Consider the following 22,874-nt stretch of genomic DNA (forward strand, 5'->3'; position numbering starts at 1 on the left):
TAAATAACAGTCACATTCTGACAGATGAAATCTCCAACAGTTCAACCGCTGTCATTCCAAAAGCAGTTTAATTATACGCTTTTAAAGCAATCTACTGAATTATTTATTATGCGCTCGCATAATTCTGCCTTTTTCACGCTCCCAATCACGCGCTTTTTCAGTATCACGCTTATCATGTTGTTTCTTGCCCTTAGCAAGCCCAATCTGCACTTTGACGCGACCTTTGGAAAAATGCATATCCAATGGAACCAAGGTATAACCTGCACGCTCAACTTTTCCAATTAACTTTGATATCTCTTCACTATGTAAGAGCAACTTGCGTGTTCTAATCGCATCTGGACGTATATGCGTAGAGGCTGCCCCCAGAGGGGTCACATGGCAACCTATTAAATAGATTTCGCCACGCTGAATAATGACATACGCCTCTTTAATATTAACGCGATTATCTCGTATGGCTTTTACTTCCCAGCCTTCTAAAACAATACCAGCCTCATATTTATCTTCGATAAAGTAGTCAAAAAAAGCTTTTTTATTTTGTGCAATACTCATAAAACTAAAAATTTCTTGGCGAATAGCTTAAAATCATCATTTTACTCTACTTCTCTTATTTGTTTGGTTGAACGTATTGAGTAATAAAAAGTAATTCATGAAAACTCACTTTTAATTTGCGCAAGGCTGTTTCATCACATCACTCAAAAGGTAAGCATGGCTCATGTAAAAAAAACCGTTCTAGTCAACCACTCTGCAAGTTGCATGTTTCTTTTAGTCGATGACGTAGAACAATATCCCAAGTTTCTACCTTGGTGTGGCGGAGTAGATTTAATTCTGCAAGACGATGTTAGCACTACCGCGACATTGCACATCGACTATCATGGTTTGCGTCAAAACTTCACCACCGAGAACAAGAAGACTTTTCCTGAGTCAATGGAAATTAAATTAAAAAATGGTCCATTTAAACACTTGAATGGTGCATGGCAATTTTTAGCACTCAGTGAAGATGCATGTAAAATTGAATTTTCACTTAATTATGAATTTGAAAATCATTTTTTAGAAAAAATAATTGCTCCTGTGTTTAACCACATAGCAAATACTTTTGTAGATGGGTTTGTGAAGCGCGCCAATACCATTTACGCAAAATAATGAAAGATTACAATGAACACTCCCAATGAAGTAACCGTAGAAGTAGCATATGCTCTAGCAGATGAGCAACTAATCATTCCAATCAAAGTTGAAGACGGCACCACCGCAGAAGAAGCAATCATTGCCTCAGGTATTATGACGAAGTTTCCTGAAATTGATTTAAGCATTAACAAAGTAGGCATTTTTGGCAAGTTGACCAAACTAGACACAAAGCTACGCCATTTAGATCGCGTAGAAATTTATCGTACGCTAATAGCTGATCCAAAAGAAGTAAGAAAACAGAGAGCTGCTGATGGAAAAATTATGAAAAAAGGCGGTGGCGACCTAGCCGTGTAAAATCTACTCTGGCTCTTTTCAGACCAACGCCTTAGCGATACAAAAATGGGCGCATGACGCGCCCATTTTAAATACAGACAACTCAAACTTTAATCACAATAAGCATCTACATCTTTTTGTGCATCAGCTTTACCTGCATCTAAATCTTCATCACCAAGGTACTCCCTCTCTCCCTGATCGTTGATCTTAGATATTCTACCGCCTGTAGAATACGTCACTAGATTTTTTCTGGCAGCTGCACAATTCTCCTGCTTAACTTTCAACTCCGCCTGCTTCTGCTGGTCCGCCGCTTTTTGCACCTCAGCATCTTGAGCACGTTTTTTAGCTGCCTCGTCTTGGCTAGCACTAGTTTCTTTAGCCTTTTCTGTTGTTTTATTTCTATTGACAGAAGTTGCTATATCACCTTCAACTGGGGTAAGTGGTGCCTGCCCTGTTGGTTTAGCTACTTTCTTACCACTGATGGACTCCTGCTTAATGTTGGAAGGTGGCGGAATATCACTATAACGAGTGACACCATCCTTATCTTTCCATTTGTAAATTTCAGCGTTTGCCATCAGAGGCACTATCGCCAAACACAGCAACAACAAGCGAACTAACATACACACCCCTTTGTTTAATAGGTTTTTAGCCATATTATTGCTAATCTTGGTTACTAGCAAGTATCGAATTTAACGTTTGTTATCATTTTAAGTTTACAAATAAATGATTGACACTCTCGCTAAGTCGATTATAAATCTGTATAATTTCGTTTTGGGTACAAGGATTTACGCATGCGTTTATTGCAACAAGCTCTCACTTTTGATGATGTTTTACTAGTGCCGGCCTACTCTAATGTGCTGCCACGCGAAGTTTCACTCACCACACAATTATCTCGAAACATTCGATTAAACATCCCTCTTCTTTCTGCTGCGATGGATACTGTCACCGAAGCGCCGCTTGCAATTGCATTGGCTCAAGAAGGTGGCTTAGGCTTCATCCATAAGAATATGACTGCCATGAAACAGGCAGCGCACGTGGCACGTGTTAAACGCTTTGAATCAGGTGTCGTAAACGACCCGATTACCATTCAAAGCCACATGACTGTTCGTGACGTTTTAGAACTTACTCACACCCACAAGATTTCAGGCATTCCTGTCGTTGACAATGGCAAAATAGTTGGAATTGTTACTAACCGCGACCTTCGATTTGAAACTAATTTAGATCAGCCAATTAAAAACATCATGACTCCTAGAGATAGATTGGTCACGGTTAAAGAAGGGGCTGCCAAAGAGGATGTTATTCGTTTACTGCACCAATATCGCCTTGAGCGTGTTTTAGTGGTGGATGATTCAGATACGTTAAAAGGTTTGATCACAGTTAAAGATATACAAAAATCAACGGACCATCCACTAGCTTGCAAAGATGCTCACGGTAGATTGCGTGTCGGTGCAGCTGTTGGTGTAGGCGACGGCACTGAAGAACGCGTAGCGGCACTTGCCGAGGCTGGCGTTGACGTGATTGTTGTTGATACCGCGCACGGTCACTCACAAGGTGTATTAGACCGTGTTAAATGGGTTAAAAAACATTTCCCACAAATAGATGTAATCGGTGGCAACATTGCAACAGCTAGCGCAGCATTAGCTCTAGTTGATGCTGGCGCAGATGGCGTAAAAGTAGGTATTGGCCCTGGCTCAATTTGTACCACACGTATTGTTGCTGGTGTTGGCGTTCCACAAATCAGCGCAATCGCCAATGTTGAAGAAGCACTGCGTGGTACTGGTGTACCTTTCATCGCTGACGGTGGCATCAGATACTCTGGCGACATCTCAAAAGCGATTGCTGCTGGTGCTTACAGTGTAATGCTAGGCGGTATGTTTGCTGGTACTGAAGAGGCCCCTGGCGACATTGAATTGTTCCAAGGTCGTTCATACAAATCATATCGTGGCATGGGCTCTATTGGTGCGATGCAAAAAGGCTCTAGTGACCGCTACTTCCAAGACAATAATGGCAATGCTGACAAATTAGTACCTGAAGGCATTGAAGGTCGTGTGCCATACAAAGGTAGCGTACTTGCCGTGATTCATCAATTAATGGGTGGCTTACGTGCTTCAATGGGTTATGCCGGCTGCGCAACGATTGAAGAAATGCGTTCACGTGCTGAATTTGTGCAAATTACAAGTGCAGGTATGCGTGAATCGCACGTGCATGATGTACAAATTACAAAAGAAGCGCCTAACTACCGCGTTGACTAATTCAATTTAATATTAACTTTAACAACAGAGAACACAATGCCAGAGAGATTTCTTTGGCATTGTGTTCTCTGTGCATTTTGTGACTAAAAAATGACTCATTCCAAAATTCTAATCCTCGACTTTGGCTCTCAAGTTACTCAACTGATTGCTCGCCGCGTACGTGAAGCCCATGTATATTGTGAAATTCATCCATGTGACGTAACAGACGACTTCGTGCGTAGCTTTGGCGCAGATGGCATCATCCTTTCTGGTAGCCATGCGAGTGTGTACGAAGAAGAAACAGATAAAGCACCACAGGCTGTATTTGAACTTGGCGTGCCAGTCTTAGGCATTTGCTATGGTATGCAAACCATGGCACAACAACTTGGTGGAAAAGTTGAAGCTGGCCATAAACGAGAGTTCGGTTACGCTCAAGTACGTGCTCGTGGCCACTCTGCCCTATTCCGTGACATTCAAGACAACACGAATACTGAAGGACACGGCCTGATTGACGTATGGATGAGTCATGGCGATAAAGTAACAGCGCTACCGTCTGGCTTTAAAGTAATTGCAAGCAACGACACTACACCTATTGCCGCGATGGCCGATGAAGACCGCAAGTTTTATGCGGTGCAATTTCACCCAGAAGTGACGCACACTAAACAAGGCCAAGCCATGCTCAATCGCTTTGTGCTTGAGATATGCGGCGCAAAACCTGACTGGATAATGGGTGACTACATTGCAGAGGCCGTAGCTAAAATCAAAGCACAAGTAGGTGATGAAGAGGTCATTTTAGGTTTATCTGGTGGCGTGGACTCTAGTGTTGCTGCTGCATTGATTCATCGTGCAATTGGCGATCAACTTACTTGTGTATTCGTTGACCATGGTTTGCTTCGGCTAAATGAAGGCGACCTCGTCATGGATATGTTTGCAGGGCGCTTACATGTGAACGTAATACGCGTAGATGCAACAGACCAATTTATGGGACATTTAGCGGGTGTGAGCGATCCAGAAGCTAAGCGCAAAATTATTGGCCGTGAGTTTGTGGAGGTGTTTAAAGCCGAAGCTGCCAAACTAAAAGCGGGCACAGGCGGCCATAAAGGCGCAACCTTCCTAGCACAAGGCACGATTTACCCAGATGTAATTGAATCAGGCGGTGCTAAATCTAAAAAAGCCGTGACCATTAAAAGCCATCACAACGTAGGTGGACTACCTGAACAATTGGGTCTAAAACTACTTGAGCCGTTACGCGACCTATTTAAAGATGAAGTACGTGAACTTGGCGTTGCGCTTGGTTTACCTGCTGACATGGTATATCGCCATCCTTTCCCTGGACCAGGCTTAGGTGTGCGTATCTTAGGTGAGATCAAAAAAGACTTTGCAGATCTACTACGCCGTGCCGATGCTATTTTTATTGAAGAGCTACGTAATACTAAAGATGAAGCAACGGGAAAAACTTGGTATGAACTAACAAGTCAGGCATTTACTGTGTTTTTACCTGTCAAATCAGTAGGTGTAATGGGTGATGGCCGCACCTACGATTATGTAGTCGCTTTACGCGCAGTAGTGACTAGCGACTTTATGACAGCGCATTGGGCAGAGCTACCATATGCGTTGTTAGGCCGTGTATCTAACCGAATTATCAATGAGGTTCGTGGTATAAACCGTGTTGTATATGATGTTTCTGGTAAACCACCAGCAACGATTGAATGGGAATAACAGGAGGCAGTCATTATGAGCCGCGCATTCGTTAATGAAGAAAGATTTGAACAAGCTAATGGTAAAGAGCTTGTTGAGCGTCCAATTAGCGAACATCCTAATTACGTGACGCCTACTGGCGCACTTGAGCTGCAAACTTTAGAAGAATCTTTAATCGCGGAACTAAATCACTTAAAGCTAACAGCAGAGGATACTTTTGCAAAAGATAAAATAGCAGAAATCGAACGTGACTTACGTTATGTACGCGCACGTTTAGACTCTGCAATCTTAGTGGATCCTAGCAAACAAACCCATGAAACAGTATTGTTCGGTGCAACGATTCAAGTACAAGATGACAGTGGCGCTCAACATACATTTCATATCGTAGGCGAAGATGAAGCAGACGCAAGTATTAACAAAGTTAGCTGGGTCTCTCCTCTAGCAAAATCATTAATCGGCCAAAAAATCGGAGATACGGTCATTTGGCAACGCCCTGCGGGCAATATCAATTTAGAAATTTTGGACATTCACTACCAATCATGAAAGTAAGCCAAGCCATTATCGAACGACGCTCAATTAAAGCGTACGATCCACAACATAAAATGACTGAGGAAGAGATATCTCAACTCCTGTCTCTAGCAATGCTATCACCTACCGCATTCAATATTCAAAATTGGCGCTTTGTGGTTGTAACAGACCCTAACTTGCGCCACCAAATCCGCAGTGTTAGTTGGAATCAAGCACAGGTTGAAGAAGCCTCACTGCTAATTGTACTGACTGCAGATTTAAAAGCATGGGCTAAACAGCCTGAACGTTATTGGGCAAATGCAGCCAAGCCCGTGCAGGACATCTTAGTGCCTGCAATTGGTCAATATTACGATGGCAACGCTCAAATACAACGCGATGAAGCCATGCGCTCATGTGGCATGGCAGCCACCACCATCATGCTAGCTGCAAAAGAAATGGGCTACGATACCTGTCCAATGGACGGATTTGATTTTGATGCTGTAGCTCAATTGTTAAAGCTACCTGAAGACCATATCCCTGCGATGTTTGTTGTCGTTGGTAAAGCATTAAAAGAAGCAATGCCACGAGGTGGACAACTACCAATGGATGAAGTCGTTATTTATAATCAATTTTAAGCATTCGTTTATAGAAATATAGCCATCAGTAATAATGTCGGCTAACTTCACCATTTAAACTAGACAACACTTTTTGTATTTAATTTATTTTTAAGGTCTTAAATTTTGTTAATTTCTAACAATATCACGATGCAGTTTGGCGCAAAGCCACTATTTGAAAACATCTCAGTTAAATTTGGCGATGGTAATCGCTATGGCTTAATTGGTGCCAATGGTTGCGGCAAATCAACCTACATGAAAATTCTGGCAAAGGTCTTAGAACCGACATCTGGAAATATTTCGTTAGATAACAATGAACGCATGGCTTTCTTGCGTCAAGATCAGTTTGCTTACGAAGATCAGCGTGTGCTGGACGTAGTCATGATGGGTCATGACCAGATGTGGAAAGCAAATGTCGAGAAAAATGCCATCTACGCCAACTTAGAGGCCACTGAAGATGACTACATGCGTGCAGCCGAATTAGAGGCTGTGTTTGCTGAATACGATGGCTATACCGCAGAGGCACGCGCAGGTGAGCTACTGCTAGGTGTTGGAATCCCGATTGAACAACACAACGGCCCAATGAGCGCTGTTGCACCTGGCTGGAAATTACGTGTATTGCTCGTTCAAGCGTTGTTTGCCAACCCAGACATCCTACTTCTTGATGAACCAACCAACAACTTGGATATTAATACCATTCGGTGGTTAGAAGATGTGCTGAATAACCGTAGCTGTACCATGATTATTATTTCCCATGATCGACACTTTTTAAATCAAGTATGTACACATACTTGCGACATGGATTACGGGAAAATTGCTGTGTATCCAGGTAACTACGATGACTACATGGAAGCAAGCACTGCTGCACGTGCGCAACAAGCTAAAGACAACGCAAAAGCTAAACAACAAATTGCCGATTTACAAGATTTCGTGCGTCGGTTCTCTGCAAACGCCTCTAAAGCTAAACAAGCAACCAGTCGTGCCAAACAAATTGATAAAATCAAGATTGAAGAATTTAAACCATCTTCACGCCAATATCCATTTATCCGCTTTGAATATGACGAGCGCGAAAAACTACATCGCAATGCCGTTGAGTTGAAAAAACTCAGTCATGGCTTCGACCGCCCGCTGTTTAATGATGTCGATATGATGTTTGAAGCTGGTGAAAAAGTTGCCATTATTGGTGAAAACGGTATCGGTAAAACAACATTCTTACGTTGCTTAGCTGGAGATTTAGAACCAAAACATGGCGAAGTTAAATGGGCAGAGAAAGCAAAAATTGGCTATTTTGCACAAGACCATGAATACGAGTTTGAAGATGGTGATGAACTGTTCGAATGGATGAGCAAGTTTACCCAGCAAGGCGATGATGACCAAACCGTGCGTAGCATGCTTGGTCGCCTACTGTTCTCTGGTGACGACATCAAGAAATCAGTCAAAGTACTTTCAGGTGGTGAAAAAGGCCGCATGTTGTACGGCAAACTAATGCTCGGAAAAACCAATGTATTACTAATGGACGAGCCAACCAACCACATGGACATGGAATCTATTGAAGCGCTAAATACCGCACTTGATAAATACAAAGGCACCCTATTCTTTGTAAGCCATGACCGTGAGTTTGTGAGTTCAATTGCTACACGTATCATCGAAATTAAAGCAGATGGTATTGTAGACTTTACTGGTAACTATGAAGACTACCTATTAAGTCAGGGTGTTGAATAAGCAAGTAGCAAAAGCAAGCATCGCTCAATGACTGGCTCAGTTTAATTGTTAAACTCATCAGTTCGTCACATTACCGCACACGCCTGCCTACAGGATGTGTTCGGTTACACTACTTTTCGTGGTGAGCAACAAGAAATTGTTGAACATATGGTCGAGGGTGGAGATGCCCTTGTTCTGATGCCGACTGGTACTGGCTTTTATTAAGTTTAATATTCGGTTGATTATTTAATCCGAAGTTTTAATGAGATTGGATCAAGTTTTTTGTCAACCGAAATATTTAGACCAAAAAATCTATTTTAGTTGACATCAATTTTAATAAGCAATTCAGCAAACATCAATTTCTCACTGTAAATCGGTTACATGCTAACCACCTTATCAAATGCATCACTAATCTCAAATTAGCTTCAAGAAAAATCTTCTCCAAGTTGACTTTGCAATTGTAAAATTGCCGCCCTATTCATTGCTGCATACTCAGAAGTATTTGCTCCTTCATTTTCAAGAAGATCTTCATATATGGCTTTTCGAGTTGGTAATGGCAGAGTTTCATTCAGAATATTTTCAAAAATACTTAAAGTTTTTTCTAGCTTCTCCATGCGCCTTTCGCATAATTGGGCTCTATTTAATTTAAGTATTGATTTAGTATTTTGTCCATAATCTGCTGTAACTGCATGCATAATTGTCCCTACAAAATTTAGGTGTACTGCTGGCTCGATATTGTAAGGGTCAATAATGTACTGCATATTTGGATCATGATTAGATTTCAATTGATTACACACTTCACATGCTAGTGTTAAGTTATCCCAATCATATGTTTTTGTTGGGTCTAACGATTTAGGGTAAATATGTTCAACATCACCATGATGGATATGCAAGAGCTTGCTTTCGCAGTATGCACACTTTCCATTTGTTTCTTTGATTAAAGTATTTTTTATATCAGGATGTCTATATTTTGTTTTTTCAGAATCAGTTGGTTTGTCACCTGAATTGATTTTATCCACCAATGTCTTTGTCCAAGAACCAGCATTTGCGGTTAAAATTTCTGGTTTTTCAAGTTTCAATAATTTAATCATCTCGTCTACTCAATTATAGCTTTCAAGGCCTCAGGATAGTATTCGCCCAACCCCGCACCATTTAACTGTTCTCTTAATTCTTTTAACGTTTCTTTATTGATATCCTTATTATTAAAACTTTGAGTTATTCTATCCAACTCCTCCTCAGCCCACTCTGGGAGAGTCACTGGCACACCCAAAACTTCCCTTAATATTTCATTGGCCGTTGCCGCTTTATCATTGGTGTTAAGACATATAGAGGATATTCTACGATTTATTAGAACTTCAGTATCCTCTTCAGACTGTTCATACTGAAGTACATAAACAAGTGAATCCTTTACAGATGACACTACAAATGGACTATGGGTTGCCACGATAAATTGAGCTTTGGGGAACGCATTAGATAACCGTCTCAAAATACTCCTTTGCATTGATGGATGCAGGTGATTTTCAGGCTCATCTATTGTTACTATAAATTCTTCTTTATCATGCGAGTAGAGAAAGATTTGCCAAGCAACATCTATCAGTGACATAACTCCACCTGATGCTGCATCAATCATGAACTCCCCTGTCTCAGTAACTATAACGACATCAGGAATTCTGATGCTTATATCAAGAAATCCTACTGACGGGGGTAAAACTTTTGATAAGATTTCTTTAAAATCTAGGAAAAGTTTTTCTAACTTTGTATTCTTCTGTACATATTGATTGCCTGCACCAAACGTTGCCATTGATATTATGGCTTCTTTCATTCTATATAATGCAGAGAACTGAGAGTGATGTCCTTGGTATCTATTCATACTCTCACTAAAGTAAATGTTGTAAGCTTGTTCTGCCGTCATCGGATTCACCGGTATATTTTCAACTGCCCGATAATTTTGAACCTGCCTATGTGACTGAATGTGAACCCCCAGCAATTGCTGCTGATTTGATATTTGTACGTTATATACTGCACCATGACTTTCTGGAATAACCAAATTAGCTATCACCGAATTATCGTATTCTAGAGTTCCAGCAATATTTGTATTTTGTTCCTTTTGGGTTCTTCTTAAAAAATTAAGCATCCCAGTAAAAAACTTCTTTTCCCCAGTTGAAGATAGTCTTGGTGTTGATAACAAAGAATATGACCATCCAAAATGCTGAGATAGTATTTTTAAAATCGTGCTTTTCCCCGCACCATTTGCACCAGTAATAATTGTAATGCGCGGATGAAATTCCATTTCAATCTTATTAAATTGCCTCCAATCACTAAGCATTAATTTTTTAAATTTCATTACATATCCAAACTTTAGTGGTTTTATTAATCGTTATATTCCGAGACATAAATACTACACATCAGATATATTAACAAGCATGAAGTAGCTATGATTCATTTACGGCAAAGTTAATATAGTAAAAGCCACTCATTAAGAATAGTTTGTTTATTTGTGGGTACCTAGTGATTTAAACACTAGATCCTTTCACCAACGTTAACAAAAATATTTCGCACCTAAAAATGACATAGACAATATTTAGTGCGTAGCACGCTATAAACTCACAAGTTGATCCAATTCTTTGGCCACCAAACTTAGAAGAGCAACTGAATCTAGCTCATTTCTTTCAATCAAATACGCAAGCGTAATCAACGTAAGTGGATGTAATCGCATCACACTAGCCAAATCTTCAATTTTATCCAAAGTTGGATTCTTTAGGCCACGCTCCAGGGTGCTCACATAAGTACGGCTAGAAACATTTGAAAAATCCTCCTGCGTGAGGCGTTTTGAGGTCCTGGCTTGTTTTAACGCTGCTGCAAAAGCATCTTTAATATCCATATAAGGTCCTTAAAAATAGACCTCTATCTAGCCAAAACTAACACTATAGGACTACAATCTATAGTGTTCATTTTGTTAATACTTCAGGATAAAAATATGTTTCAGACCTACGAAAGCGCCAAATACCCCATTTTCTGGAAAGATGTTGATGAAAGTGTTTATAGCTACGCTGAATTAATGGTGAATTCCAGTTGGTTTTACGCTGATTGCAAACTGACTGATGGTGTTGATACAGTCACATCAACCTACCTATTATCAATGTCATCCCAGATAAAGGATTTAATTAATAACCCGGATATTAGTATTAGATCAATTTATCTTGTATCTCCTCCCTATCTTAACCGGACGGACTCTTGGAACATGAGTCCGCTTGCCAAAGTTAGCGTTGGGAAGGTAACGAATGAAGATTACGAAAGTAATATTGAAATTTATGAACTGGAAAGTGGTGAAATACTTTACTCATCCAGTGACATTGATAGCCATGAACAGATTGAAGATATCAATGTTGTTTATAGTTAAATTTAAAACATAAAACTTTTAATGCGCACAGAATGTAAAAAGCTGGGGATGAGTCTAAAATAAATTGCAAAAATCCCCAGCTCTTTTCCAAGCGTTACGCGCATTGGTTTAAATTTCCGCGTGGCGCCTTGATATTATTTGCAAAAATCCGCTTTACCTTATAATAGCTTCATAATCATTAGAAGAATAAGCTATGTCAGAAGAACAACGTCGTCAGCTCCAGCAGCAGCTCTGGAATATCGCCAATACCCTACGCGGCAAGATGAATGCCGATGAGTTCAGGGATTACATTCTAGGTTTCATCTTTTACAAATACCTCTCTGAGAAAATCCAGCGCTTCGGCGACTCAGTACTGGAAGCGGATGGATTAATGTTTGCTGTACTCAATGAAAACACACCTGAGGGTGCGGCACTGGTAGATGCAGTGCATGGCAGCAATCAGCGAAGTGGGATACTTTTTAAAGCCCTCCGAGTTATTCCATGCCGTTGCCATGAAAGGCAGCAATCAGCTTGATACTGGCAATGCTGGTGACAGCCATAACTTTATTCTGGGTGACCTGACCCGTATCCTTAAAAACATTGAACAAAGCACACTGGGTACTGACAGTGCGGATGATTTCAGCAACCTGTTTGAAGACCTGGATCTCACCTCATCCAAACTGGGTGCCACAGAAAAGGCTAAAAATGACCTCGTGGCGAAAGTGCTGGTATATCTGGACAAGATTGACTTCAATCTATCAGACTCAAACGCGGATGTGCTGGGCGATGCCTATGAATACCTGATTGGAGAGTTTGCCTCTGGTGCCGGTAAAAAAGCCGATGAGTTCTATACGCCGCAACCAGTTTCTAGCTTATTAGCCAAGTTGGTCACCAGTACCAACAAAAACCTCAAAAGCGTTTACGACCCCACATGCGGCAGCGGATCACTCTTGTTAAGGGTAAAGCGTGAAGCCAATCAGGTGGATAAGATCTACGGACAGGAACTCAATCGTACCACTTACAACCTGGCACGCATGAACATGATTTTGCATGACGTGCATTACGCAGACTTCGATATACGCCAGGAAGATACCCTGGAACATCCGCAGCATCGTGATTTACGCTTTGATGCAATTGTGGCGAATCCACCGTTCTCAGCACAGTGGAGCGCCAGCCAGCTGCACATGAGTGATGACCGCTTTAGCGTCTACCGTTAGACGAAGGAAAGACTGTAGGATTATGCAATAAAAATCCGGATCTTGGGTTAATGTATTTACCTGGAAAGGACGGCCAGCTTCCACCAAAAGTAACTAAAGTCGTTCCTTACGATAAACCTGAAACCACTGGTCTAGTAAGAGCCTTCGAGTTATATGGCGATGAAGCAGCAGATCTTTTGGATTATTTGCTTGAATACGGTGCTGTAGACTTTGCAGTCCGATCTGATTGTCCTGAAAGTTCTGATTATCGCCCAGGTTGGAGCACCTTTAATTTCCAAGCTCGCGGACTTGAACGAGCATTGAAGCGACTTAAATAAAAAAATATAAACATAACAATTCACTACGTACTTAAGAAAACATCAAATGAAATTGTTAATAGCCTCACTCCTAGCCATCAGCCCAACCATCGTATTTGCAGATCCGATCATGAACCATTTCCATAAGCCTGCCGATGAAAAACGGTCAGTTGATGTCCTCACATAACATCAGTATTTGCCTTGGTTAGAAGCCAAAAGCTCAGAAGCACCTTCATTCCTGAACCTTGCACCAGAAGGTTATTTATCTAGTGAACCTGCTCCTAAAATATTAATTAAATCTTTTATTTAAATATTCTTTATCTATCCATACAATTATTGTTACAATAAATGCATGGATGAAGACACCAAATTATTTCCCAAGCCTAAACGTAATATCAAAAAGGTATTGGGACGCCGAATCGGTACAGGTAAATTCAAAGAATCTACCTCTGTTCTTCGTGTACCAGATAGCCAAAAGCCCATCATTCTCAGCTTCTTGGATGCTTATGAAAAGAAGCTCAAATCCAATACTTATTTGGACGAAAGCTTTTACACCAAGCTAGAAGATTTCCATATTGTTTTTAATGATGAGCCACTCACGCTTCCAATAGGTGGTGCCAAGCTTGATGCGGGCTTCGGCAATATGATTGAAGACTGGATGGAAGGCGAGCTAGAGATTAAGGATTACTTAATGGATGACAAAGAAATGTCATTCTTTAAAATCATCGGTGGTTTATCTATGATACTTGCTGGGTTAGCACCCGGCACTGTCGCCGTAGTTGATCGATCTAAAAAAGCTCAACCTGGCGATATTGTGATGGCTGAATTAAACGGAAAGGAAACTGTTAAGTATTTGGGTAAAACAAAAGACGGTCACTACCAATTAATCCCACATTCAACAGAGGACTTCCCTACGGTCACCATTACTGAATTTGATGACTTCCGAGTGGTAGGGGTAATAAATACATGGTTCAATCGACGCAACAAAAAGAACAACCCGTTCGCCAAATTGCGTTAGTCGATCCCAAAAATTTACTGTGAATCCGACGCGTACATAACATTTTCTTAAGAGGAAAGCCGCTTGTAGTCCTTAGTAATAACGATGGCTGCCCAGTCTCACGTAGCGATGAAGCAAAAGCATTAGGTGTGGCCATGGCAGGCGCTTGGTTTAAGTACAAAGACCTTGCCAAGAAACATGGCAGTATTACGAAGATTTAGTCCTGATCAGGAAATCTACTCTATTGATGAATGTTTTTTGGATCTAACAGCGTTTAAACGCATCAACCTAACTGACTATGGCCATGACATCTGCAGAACAGTTTTAAAAGGACTAGGGCTTCCTGTACGCGTTGGAATAGGCTCTACAAAGACACTTGCAAAGCTTGCCAACCATTGCGCTAAGAAACGTCCTGAGTTTAATGGTGTTTGTAACTTCAACGCTATGTCTCCTGAAGAAGTTAATCTAGTTATGTCTGAAACGGAAATTGGCGATTTATGGGGTGTTGGTCGTCGTCTTGCACCTCAATTAATTGAATTAGGCATTTGTAACGTATTGGACTTGAAAAATGCTGATCCCAATCGGCTGAGGGAACAGTTTAGTGTTGTGATGGAAAAAGCCATACGTGAACTGAATGGCGTGATGTGCATTGAGATGGAAGAAGTTCCGCCACCCAAACAACAAATTATGAGCTCCAAAAGCTTTGGCCGGCCTATTACTGAATTGGTACAAATCTCAGAGGCAGTTACGGCTTATATGTGCCGTGCAGCTGAAAAACTACGTTCACAAAAATCCGCAGCTGGTAGCGTACATGTGTTCTTGCGAACTAGTGAATTTAAGCCAGACCAGCCGTATTACTCCAATGCCGTTACCATACCACTGCCAACTGCTACTGATGATTCAAGGCGCCTGGTGAATGTAGCTTTATGGGCATTAAAGAAGATTTATCGACCTGGTTTTAACTATTCCAAAGCTGGAGTTATGTTGGGAGAGATTGTACCGTTAGAAGGCGTGCAAACCGACCTATTCAGCCAAGCGCAGTCAAACCCAAAATCTGACAAATTGATGGCCGCTATGGATGCAATCAATAAAAAATGGGGAAGATCAGCAATCAAGGTGGCCAGTGAAGGTTTTGCGAAACCTTGGGCTATGCGGCAATCAAATAAGAGCCCCTGCTGGACTACTAAGTGGAAAGATTTGCCGGTGATTGAAGATTAAAGTATATATTTTTATAAATGGTAAGTAAGAGAATGAACAATATGAAAAGTGCAAAATATCTCTTCAAATGCACCTTATAATTTTTTATATCATATAAATAATGTTAAGACTGCGTATTCTTACCCAAAAGAGCCACTTATTACAGTCGCAAAAAAGCCACCTAAAATAGTCTGAAAAGACCATCGATAATTACATAAAGCAGGCGTCGACCAGTTTCATTAAATTGATCACCTAATTTCTAAATGAAGTGCTCGCCAAAGTCGACTTGGTTGCTCACACTGTTTTTTTAATGATGAATATTGTTAACTATTGCCAAATGCTCATACAACTCCTGCCTAAAGTATAAGTTCATTGAATTGTATGAATCATAAAATTGCATTTATATTGCATAGATGCGGCACAATTAGAAAAGGCCACAAACTTTACACGGCATTAACCAACTCTGAGGACCAGGTGTGGTAAGTAAGATTTATGGCCTATCTAAATTATAAAGTAAAGATTACATTGATTTTCCAATGTTACTTTCAGTATTAAATAACAAATATTTCAATTACCCTGCACAGCAAGACAACTGTTTAACATCCTTAAAGAAGGTCAAAGCACATAGCTTCAGTCCTTCCACCATCGTTAGGTATGGGAATAATTCTTGGCTTATGCCTTGTACAGTCATGCGATGACGGATTGCAAGCACCGCTGTTTGAATCATTTCACTTGCTTCTGCCGCTAATATCTGCACACCAACAATGCGGCCAGTTTCTTGTTCAGCGACGATTTTAATAAATCCCGTGGTTTCAAAGTTAGCCAGTGCACGTGGCACATTTTCTAGGCCTAATTTGCGGCTTTCAACCTGTAAACCCTGTGCTTGCGCCTGTTGTTCTGTCAGGCCTACAGTCGCCACCTGTGGGTCGGTAAAAATCACCGCAGGCATAGCCGCAAGATCTAATGTGGCTTCATTCCCTGTCATATTGCGCGCCGCTGTTTTCCCAGAGGCCGCGGCTACATAGACGTATTGCGGTAATGCGGTGCAGTCACCTGCGGCAAAGATATTCGGTAATGAAGAGCGCATCTGTGCATCGACAATGATTTCACCCTGTGAGGTCATATTCAATTCAATATTTTCTAAGCCAAGATCTCTCGTATTGGGTGTGCGCCCAGCTGCAACAAGCAGCTGATGGCCTCTTATCGTCTCGTCACCCACAGTCAAATGAAACAAATTGTCTTCATGCTTAACATGATTAACAATCGCGTGTGACATGACGACCATCCCTTCAGCAACTAGTGCTTGTTGCAAGCCGTCTGCAATGTCTGGGTCTTCTTTAGAGAGCAGAGTTGAACGGGCAAGCATGGTTACTTTAGCGCCTAGTCGTAAAAATGCCTGTGCAATCTCAACCGCCACTACGGATGCCCCCAACACAATCAGATGTTGAGGTATTTCTGTGGCGATAAGTGCCGTGGTAGACGTCCAGTAAGGCTTATCCGCTAAGCCAGCAATTGGAGGTAACGCTGGGCTACGCCCTGTGGCGATTAGAAAGCGATCTGCTGTCATTATTTGCTTAGCGCCGTCTTCTTTTGTAACAATGACAGTATTGGCGTCTTTGAAACGTGCACGTCCTTTGACCAGATTAATCTCGGGATTACTCTCAAGAATAGATTCATACTTCTCATGACGCAGTGCATCAACCCTTGCCTGTTGCTGTGTGACCAGTTTTTCACGGTCAATGCCAGGTGTGTGTGTTTCAATGCCAGAGAACGGATGATGTGCTTGTTGGTGCGCCATTTGTGCAGCACGAATCATGATTTTGGAGGGTACACAGCCTACATTGACGCAAGTACCCCCAATCGTGCCAGCTTCAATCATGGTGACTTGAGCGCCCAGATCTTTTGCTTCCAGTGCTGCTGCAAATGCGGCGGATCCACTACCGATGATGACGATATTGAGTGGCTTATTATGTGATTTTACTGTTACTGGTAAAGCTGGTGATTGCGTGTCATCCAATTGAGCACTATAGCCAGTAGCTTGGACGGTTTTGATCAATGTTTCAATATTAAGATCCGTTTCAGGTTTTACTGTTATTTGTGCTAATTTTTCAGCATAAGATACTGAGACTTTATCCACCCCTGCTACTTTTGTTAAAGCGGCTTCAAGGGTACCTGCACAGTGATCACAGGTCATTCCACTAATGTTGAGATTGATTGTATTCATATTAAGGCGTCTTTTTTAATGATGTGTTTTTTATTTTAGAGGGGTAACCAGCATTCGCTGTGGCATCGGTAAGCTTTTGCAAGGTAGTTTGGGTATCATCGAAGCGAACAACTGCTTGCTTATGTTTAAAGTCGGTTGTGACCTGTTGCACACCCTTCACTTTACTAAGCGCTTTCTTGACAGTGATAGGGCAGGAAGAACATGTCATGCCAGCAACCTCAAGCGTCACGTTCTGAATTGCCGCATATGCAAAGATTGAAGTGCTCAACGCGGTCACAAATGAGGTAGTTAAAATAATGGATTTCAACATGGACAATTTCCTATTCAAGTAAAGTAACAAAGTAAGGGTAAAGTAAAGCAATCAACACCAGCGCTGACACTACCAAGAACATTACTCGATAGTTTCTATTGGTCTGTGGTTTAGCACACAATGTATTCGGTACACATGCATTTGCAGGTTTAGCTGAGTAGATTTTGCGATAGGCCAAAGCCATGCAGATCAAAGCAATGCCGATGAAAATGGGTCTATAGGGTTCAAGCATCGTCAGATTCGATATCCAAGCGCCGCCAACACCTAAGCTGATTAAAATCAGCGGTCCTAAACAACAAGCGGAAGCTGCAATCGCGGCTATTGCACCGCCAATGAGCGTGGTATTCGCTAGTTTATCTTGTGCCATAAAATCTCCATCTATAGAGTTAAAAGCGTACTATAAAGGCTGTACTATAGTACGATGTCAATCTGTTTTAAAATTTATTCAAGGTGATGTGATGCAATCAAAACTAACCATCGGCAAAGTGGCCAAAGCGGCTTCTGTCAATATTGAAACGATCAGGTTTTATCAACGTAAAGGTTTGATAGCCGAGCCTGCTAAAGCCTTAGGTGGCTTTCGTTATTACTCAGAAAAGTGCATTGAGGAGATACACTTTATTAAACGCGCCCAGGCGATAGGGTTCACGCTTGAGGATATTAAAGAGTTATTAGCCATGGAAGCTTGTGATGCTTGCCAGCAAACGCATGATGCTTCATTGATAAAATTAAATATGGTGAATGCCAGAATCGCTGAACTTGAACGTATCCGCGAAACGCTTCGAGAACTGATTGGAAAATGCGAAAAAGAGAATTACGAAACAGCATGTCCAATCATTGATTCTCTGCACAAGCACTAAATAGTTAGCTACATTAATTGGCTGATCGTATATCAATATAACCATATACTTCAAGCGATGCACATTGAATATCGTAGACCCTTAGAGCAACAACAATATTGATCTTAGTTTATAGGAGATCAAGCGAGAACAACTGCTCTCCGGAAATGGAATTTATCAACTCGTTAGGAAGGATTGGCCAAGTCCCGATAGTTTCAATGTATCCGAAGCCATAAGGTGGTCGTTCCAACATGTCAAGCCTAAGGTGTTGAAGCGTATGAATTGCATCTGTGTAGTATGTTAGATGCAATTCCAGCGAGAAATAGTGGCTAAAAAAATGATCTAATTGCTTGTCAGCTATCGATTCGAGTATTTCTCGAAACCGCCAATTATGGGAGGGCTCAGTCTGCAAGTACAACAGCCAGACCAAAGCCATGGCCGACAGATTGTCCATTCTCCTCAATGACAGCATCAAACAGCGATCAAAGATTTGTTCCCGACCATATTTTTCGATCAACTTGGTAATTTCTACAACAGAGTCAGGATTAATTCTAACTAGGCCATAAGCTTGTAGAAGTTGATCTACACGCCTTTGAACAAGACTAGGTGTGGATGTTTGCTCCTGTAGAATAGCCCAAAATTCAGCTTGGTATAGTGCCTGTGTACCATGAAATAAAGGGAACTGATCAACGGCTGTAACCAGCGAATTCATATCGCGCCAGCGCGGATCTTGCCCTGCAGGTTTTCGGGCGACTTTGCGTATCCATTCAAACATTCTTGGCCTGTGGTCAATCGAACGAGAAGGCATGCCATTATCCGTCCAAGCAAACTCATAATCTAAAACATAATCTGACCAATTGCAGCGCCGTTTAATTTCTCGATACCAAGCCCACACTCTGGCTTTTTCTGCCCAATGTGTCCTTTGTCCTCCGCGCTTCTTTTTCATGGTGTCACTTGAATAGGGGTTCAGCACATCCTAGAACATTTATGTAAATGCAGTCAAGATTAGCCCTAATTAACTTAATTCAAGGTTCAGCTATGACCCACAACCCTCTGGCCGATTTGTCGAAGCAGCTAATATTAAGGTTTGGCCCGACTATGGGTGGTCAAGATCTCTATGCGGCACTAGGGTTCAAAACTTACGCTGCTTTTCACCGCAGTCAGCAGAGACAAGCATTAGGTGTACACGTTTTTAAATTGCCAGGACGAAGAGGTTGGTTTGCGTTAACCGTTGATATTGCAACATGGCTCATGAAGCAATCGAACATTCAAAGCTAAACAATGGGATTCGATGAAATGATGAAAGGAAAACACATGGGACCTTAGTTGCAATCGATTGCGAGATTCCACAAAGCGCAAAAGGCTTGGGTTATGTATGACCCAAGCCTTCTGACAAAACATCAAGATCGCACCCTTGAGATTTGAATTGTCTACTCTCCTGTATCGGCTGTCAAGGTCGACGTCTCGCTTTGTCCATTACCAGAATTTAACCATTCAATTATTTAGCCTGCCTTACTATGCTTGCAGGCGGTTTTTACAGGAGTTTATTCATGGCAATACCTATATTCAAACGTAGAGAAATCGTGCGTTTATTATGCGCGGGTGGAGATTTGTCTAACCGCCAGATCGCTAATTTGGTTGGCGTTGCATCGGGCTCTATCAATAAGATCGCATCACAGTTACCAACACTGGGTGTAACTTGGGAGCAACTTAAAGCATTTGGAGATGATGCATTTCTTGCAGCTTTTATCAAAAAGCCAGAACTTGCAGCATCCAATCGTTCGCATCCAGATTGCCTGCTTTGGCATAGAGAAATGGAGCGTGACAAAGATGTGACTCTACGTTTACTCTGGGAGGAGTGGCATATAGAGCATATAGATGGCGTTTCATACACACAAGCAACACGCATATATAAAAATTGGTTAAAGAAGCAGCGTGTAAGTATGCGCAAGATTCATCATCCTGGCGAAACCATATTTGTTGATTTTGCTGGGCGCAGGCTGCCAATCTATAACCGTGACGATAATAGTGTACGGTATGCCCAGGTATTCGTGGCGACATTGGGCGCATCAAGTTATTCATTTTGCATTGCTGTTTGGTCGCAGGCGATACCGGACTGGATATTCTGTAATGTCAAGATGCTAGAATATTTCGGTGGTGTTCCACGTATCATTACTCCAGACAATCTCAAGTCTGCAGTGTCGAAAGTCACTCGAAATGGTCCGCATATTAATCCAACTTATGCAGAGTTTGCAGAGTATTACGACACTGCCATCGTGCCAGCACGGGTACGCAAGCCAAATGACAAAGGTTTAGTTGAAGTAGCTGTGCTCATAATCCAACGCTGGATTCTTGCAGCATTGCGTCACCGCCAGTTCTATTCTCTGGAAGAAGCGAATGCGGAAATTCTGCATCTATTGGATATTTTTAATAGCAAAGAAATGAAAGCCTACAAGGCGTCACGCCGCCAACGTTATGAGATGCTGGATCAATTAGCTTTAAAACCCCTACCAGATCAGGCCTACGAATATGCCGCTTGGCGGCTCAAGGTGCGTGTTGGAGACAATTACCATGTACAGCATGAAGGGCACTATTACTCGCTGCCCTATGCTATAGCGCATGCATTCGTCGATATCCGTACAGGGCCTAAAACTATCGAGATAATACACAATGGTATGCGGGTAGCTACGCACATTTTATCCAATATTATAGGTGGATATACAACTAACCCAGCGCATCTGTCACCAAACCACTTGCAGTATGCCGAGGGCAGCCCCGATCAATTGTTGCAATGGGCAATGGCTGTCGGTGCGGCCACAGAAAAAGTATTCCAGCATCATTTGCTGGAGAATCGTCATTTAGCAAATGGGATCCGGGCTGCGTGTGCAATCCAGAAGCTGGGACGGCAATATGGAGCGCACCGGCTGGAAGAAGTCTGTGAGTACGCGGTGAGTATCCATTCTATGACTCATACCAGCATTCTTTCAATATTTCGTAGTAAGGCAGATAAACGACCTAGACCGGATGCAGAAGCCGAACCTTTGGTAAGTCACGCCAATGTGCGTGGCAGTAAATACTACAAACAAATAACTGGAGAAGAAGAATGATGATGCAACAAACCATCTCTAAACTGAGAGAGCTAAAACTCCTTGGCATGGCCGATGCTCTGCAGGCTAATGTTGGACAACCAGCATTTCGTGGCCTGTCATTTGAAGAGCAGTTTGGTATTCTGGTTGACAGTGAAGTGTCATCGCGTGATAGTCGCCGTCTCAACCGTCTGCTCAAAATGGCCAGACTACGCTACCCCTCAGCTTGTCTGGAGGATGTGGATTTCAGGCAGTCTCGTGGCCTGGAAAAACCGTTATTTGCTTTACTGGCGGTTTGCGACTGGGTGCGTCAACCAAAGCATATCGTTTTTACTGGGGCGACTGGAACAGGTAAGAGCTGGGTGGCCTGTGCACTTGGAGTTCAAGCATGTCGCCTTGGATTGTCTGTTATTTATAGATCTTCCAGCCAGATCGCTGAAGAAATCTCAACTGCAGCTGCAGATGGTTCGTTACCGCAATTAAAAGGTAGGCTGATCAAAGCTGCAGTACTAATTATTGATGATTTGGGACTGATGCCATTTGATTCTTTGGTGGCTAGAACCTTGCTGGATGTTGTCGATGAGCGTGATCGATTGCGTGTTGGTGCACTGGTTCTTACTAGCCAGTATCCCATTGATCACTGGCATGCATTTCTGGGGGATCCTACGATTGCCGATGCCATTCTGGATCGCATGGTGCATGCTGCTTATTATATCGATTTGAAGGGAGGCTCCTTACGTAAAGGTAGGTCAAAAGAATAATTAGGGTATGGTAGTGGTACCAAATCCATCTTGTTGCCACTACCAAAAAATTGTAATTAGGGGATTGCTCATGCAACTAGTGCGCATTTCATTGCAAACGCTGGACACTGCTATGCAATTCCCGAATATAGGCTTTGCAATTGCTGGTCAGAACGTCATGCAACTTCTGAGTAGTGTGGGATGCATTTAGGTGAGCAATGAAGATGAAATTTTGCGGGCGTTAGTAATTTAGAAATTTTAGGTCTTTTTATCTGATCAGGTTCGATACAGAGCATGCGTCGCTTAATTGACACATGACTGCTAAATCCGCAAAGCTGACTGTCAGCATCAACACGCACAGACAGCCATCAACCGCTTTGTCCGAC

General features: G+C 42.0%; 28 protein-coding genes. 19 read left to right on the forward strand and 9 right to left on the reverse strand.

Annotated features, from left to right (window positions below; translation table 11 throughout):
- Window positions 1-99: 99 nt before the first annotated feature.
- Window positions 100-549, reverse strand: coding sequence for an SsrA-binding protein SmpB (smpB, locus tag A391_RS0108825; protein ID WP_019898806.1), 450 nt, complete (start codon window positions 547-549; stop codon window positions 100-102).
- Between the two features lie 156 nt (window positions 550-705).
- Between smpB and A391_RS0108830 the strand changes: the two genes are divergently transcribed.
- A complete protein-coding gene (locus A391_RS0108830) occupies window positions 706-1,140 on the forward strand; it encodes a type II toxin-antitoxin system RatA family toxin (protein ID WP_019898808.1) in 435 nt (144 codons plus the stop codon).
- Window positions 1,141-1,152: 12 nt separating this feature from the next.
- Window positions 1,153-1,476 carry an RnfH family protein gene (locus A391_RS0108835; protein ID WP_019898810.1) on the forward strand — a complete coding sequence of 108 codons (324 nt, stop codon included), beginning with the start codon at window positions 1,153-1,155 and terminating at the stop codon, window positions 1,474-1,476.
- Window positions 1,477-1,565: 89 nt separating this feature from the next.
- On the opposite strand, the gene A391_RS0108840 is transcribed toward A391_RS0108835, so the two are convergent.
- Window positions 1,566-2,108 carry a DUF4124 domain-containing protein gene (locus A391_RS0108840; protein WP_019898811.1) on the reverse strand — a complete coding sequence of 181 codons (543 nt, stop codon included), beginning with the start codon at window positions 2,106-2,108 and terminating at the stop codon, window positions 1,566-1,568.
- Window positions 2,109-2,246: 138 nt separating this feature from the next.
- Here A391_RS0108840 and guaB point away from each other — a divergent pair, with 138 nt between their 5' ends.
- From guaB to A391_RS14450, 6 genes are all read left to right on the forward strand, one after another.
- Window positions 2,247-3,707, forward strand: a complete 1,461-nt coding sequence (guaB, locus tag A391_RS0108845) for an IMP dehydrogenase (RefSeq protein ID WP_019898812.1) — start codon at window positions 2,247-2,249, stop codon at window positions 3,705-3,707.
- A 90-nt stretch (window positions 3,708-3,797) separates the two neighbouring features.
- Entirely contained in the window at window positions 3,798-5,405 is a 1,608-nt protein-coding gene (gene guaA, locus A391_RS0108850; protein WP_019898813.1) for a glutamine-hydrolyzing GMP synthase, read from the forward strand.
- A gap of 15 nt (window positions 5,406-5,420) precedes the next feature.
- Complete coding sequence (locus A391_RS0108855; RefSeq protein ID WP_019898814.1) at window positions 5,421-5,927, forward strand: GreA/GreB family elongation factor; 507 nt, start codon at window positions 5,421-5,423, stop codon at window positions 5,925-5,927.
- Window positions 5,924-6,526 carry a nitroreductase family protein gene (locus A391_RS0108860; protein ID WP_019898815.1) on the forward strand — a complete coding sequence of 201 codons (603 nt, stop codon included), beginning with the start codon at window positions 5,924-5,926 and terminating at the stop codon, window positions 6,524-6,526. Before A391_RS0108855 ends, A391_RS0108860 begins: the two co-directional genes overlap by 4 nt.
- A gap of 105 nt (window positions 6,527-6,631) precedes the next feature.
- Window positions 6,632-8,227 carry an ABC-F family ATPase gene (locus tag A391_RS0108865; RefSeq protein ID WP_019898816.1) on the forward strand — a complete coding sequence of 532 codons (1,596 nt, stop codon included), beginning with the start codon at window positions 6,632-6,634 and terminating at the stop codon, window positions 8,225-8,227.
- A gap of 45 nt (window positions 8,228-8,272) precedes the next feature.
- Window positions 8,273-8,431 (forward strand): hypothetical protein, encoded by a 159-nt coding sequence (locus A391_RS14450; RefSeq protein ID WP_157261342.1) that lies wholly within the window; start codon window positions 8,273-8,275, stop codon window positions 8,429-8,431.
- A gap of 200 nt (window positions 8,432-8,631) precedes the next feature.
- On the opposite strand, the gene A391_RS0108870 is transcribed toward A391_RS14450, so the two are convergent.
- The 3 genes from A391_RS0108870 to A391_RS0108880 all read right to left on the reverse strand — a co-directional run bounded on the left by A391_RS0108870 (window position 8,632) and on the right by A391_RS0108880 (window position 11,087).
- Complete coding sequence (locus A391_RS0108870) at window positions 8,632-9,297, reverse strand: HNH endonuclease (protein WP_019898817.1); 666 nt, start codon at window positions 9,295-9,297, stop codon at window positions 8,632-8,634.
- 5 nt (window positions 9,298-9,302) lie between these two features.
- Window positions 9,303-10,550: an AAA family ATPase gene (locus A391_RS0108875; protein WP_019898818.1), complete on the reverse strand. Its 1,248-nt coding sequence runs from the start codon at window positions 10,548-10,550 to the stop codon at window positions 9,303-9,305.
- A 252-nt stretch (window positions 10,551-10,802) separates the two neighbouring features.
- Window positions 10,803-11,087: a helix-turn-helix domain-containing protein gene (locus tag A391_RS0108880; protein ID WP_019898820.1), complete on the reverse strand. Its 285-nt coding sequence runs from the start codon at window positions 11,085-11,087 to the stop codon at window positions 10,803-10,805.
- Between the two features lie 96 nt (window positions 11,088-11,183).
- Here A391_RS0108880 and A391_RS0108885 point away from each other — a divergent pair, with 96 nt between their 5' ends.
- The 7 genes from A391_RS0108885 to A391_RS13875 all read left to right on the forward strand — a co-directional run bounded on the left by A391_RS0108885 (window position 11,184) and on the right by A391_RS13875 (window position 15,313).
- A complete protein-coding gene (locus A391_RS0108885; protein WP_019898822.1) occupies window positions 11,184-11,606 on the forward strand; it encodes a hypothetical protein in 423 nt (140 codons plus the stop codon).
- Between the two features lie 193 nt (window positions 11,607-11,799).
- Complete coding sequence (locus A391_RS14510; protein WP_198291933.1) at window positions 11,800-12,120, forward strand: type I restriction-modification system subunit M N-terminal domain-containing protein; 321 nt, start codon at window positions 11,800-11,802, stop codon at window positions 12,118-12,120.
- A complete protein-coding gene (locus tag A391_RS13865) occupies window positions 12,035-12,802 on the forward strand; it encodes an N-6 DNA methylase (protein ID WP_198291934.1) in 768 nt (255 codons plus the stop codon). Before A391_RS14510 ends, A391_RS13865 begins: the two co-directional genes overlap by 86 nt.
- A gap of 50 nt (window positions 12,803-12,852) precedes the next feature.
- Window positions 12,853-13,119 carry a hypothetical protein gene (locus tag A391_RS0108895; protein WP_019898824.1) on the forward strand — a complete coding sequence of 89 codons (267 nt, stop codon included), beginning with the start codon at window positions 12,853-12,855 and terminating at the stop codon, window positions 13,117-13,119.
- 331 nt (window positions 13,120-13,450) lie between these two features.
- Window positions 13,451-14,116, forward strand: a complete 666-nt coding sequence (locus tag A391_RS13870) for a LexA family protein (RefSeq protein ID WP_019898826.1) — start codon at window positions 13,451-13,453, stop codon at window positions 14,114-14,116.
- 41 nt (window positions 14,117-14,157) lie between these two features.
- The gene (locus A391_RS14740) at window positions 14,158-14,316 is read left to right on the forward strand and encodes a hypothetical protein (protein ID WP_336884729.1); all 159 of its coding nucleotides are present in this window, start codon (window positions 14,158-14,160) and stop codon (window positions 14,314-14,316) included.
- Complete coding sequence (locus A391_RS13875) at window positions 14,294-15,313, forward strand: Y-family DNA polymerase (RefSeq protein ID WP_232416167.1); 1,020 nt, start codon at window positions 14,294-14,296, stop codon at window positions 15,311-15,313. Before A391_RS14740 ends, A391_RS13875 begins: the two co-directional genes overlap by 23 nt.
- 550 nt (window positions 15,314-15,863) lie before the next feature.
- Here A391_RS13875 and merA read toward each other — a convergent pair.
- From merA to merT, 3 genes are read right to left on the reverse strand one after another with little or no spacing between them, the layout of a single operon-like run.
- Window positions 15,864-17,516, reverse strand: coding sequence for a mercury(II) reductase (merA, locus tag A391_RS0108910; RefSeq protein WP_036316742.1), 1,653 nt, complete (start codon window positions 17,514-17,516; stop codon window positions 15,864-15,866).
- Between the two features lies 1 nt (window position 17,517).
- Window positions 17,518-17,826, reverse strand: a complete 309-nt coding sequence (merP, locus tag A391_RS0108915) for a mercury resistance system periplasmic binding protein MerP (RefSeq protein WP_019898828.1) — start codon at window positions 17,824-17,826, stop codon at window positions 17,518-17,520.
- Between the two features lie 10 nt (window positions 17,827-17,836).
- Entirely contained in the window at window positions 17,837-18,193 is a 357-nt protein-coding gene (merT, locus tag A391_RS0108920) for a mercuric ion transporter MerT (RefSeq protein ID WP_019898829.1), read from the reverse strand.
- Between the two features lie 91 nt (window positions 18,194-18,284).
- Between merT and A391_RS0108925 the strand changes: the two genes are divergently transcribed.
- Entirely contained in the window at window positions 18,285-18,683 is a 399-nt protein-coding gene (locus A391_RS0108925) for a MerR family transcriptional regulator (protein WP_019898830.1), read from the forward strand.
- Between the two features lie 109 nt (window positions 18,684-18,792).
- Here the strand turns inward: A391_RS0108925 and A391_RS0108930 are convergent, their stop codons facing one another.
- Window positions 18,793-19,608, reverse strand: coding sequence for a hypothetical protein (locus A391_RS0108930; RefSeq protein ID WP_019898831.1), 816 nt, complete (start codon window positions 19,606-19,608; stop codon window positions 18,793-18,795).
- 92 nt (window positions 19,609-19,700) lie between these two features.
- On the opposite strand from A391_RS0108930, the gene A391_RS0108935 reads away from it, so the two are divergent.
- The 3 genes from A391_RS0108935 (at window position 19,701) to istB (ending at window position 22,509) form a co-directional block, all read left to right on the forward strand.
- A complete protein-coding gene (locus tag A391_RS0108935) occupies window positions 19,701-19,940 on the forward strand; it encodes a hypothetical protein (RefSeq protein WP_029144095.1) in 240 nt (79 codons plus the stop codon).
- Window positions 19,941-20,212: 272 nt separating this feature from the next.
- Window positions 20,213-21,769 carry an IS21 family transposase gene (istA, locus tag A391_RS0108940; protein ID WP_019898833.1) on the forward strand — a complete coding sequence of 519 codons (1,557 nt, stop codon included), beginning with the start codon at window positions 20,213-20,215 and terminating at the stop codon, window positions 21,767-21,769.
- Window positions 21,766-22,509, forward strand: a complete 744-nt coding sequence (gene istB / locus A391_RS0108945; protein ID WP_019898834.1) for an IS21-like element helper ATPase IstB — start codon at window positions 21,766-21,768, stop codon at window positions 22,507-22,509. Before istA ends, istB begins: the two co-directional genes overlap by 4 nt.
- The last annotated feature ends 365 nt before the right edge of the window (window positions 22,510-22,874 follow it).

The sequence above is a fragment of the Methylotenera mobilis 13 genome, from assembly GCF_000384255.1.
Classification (GTDB): domain Bacteria; phylum Pseudomonadota; class Gammaproteobacteria; order Burkholderiales; family Methylophilaceae; genus Methylotenera; species Methylotenera mobilis_B.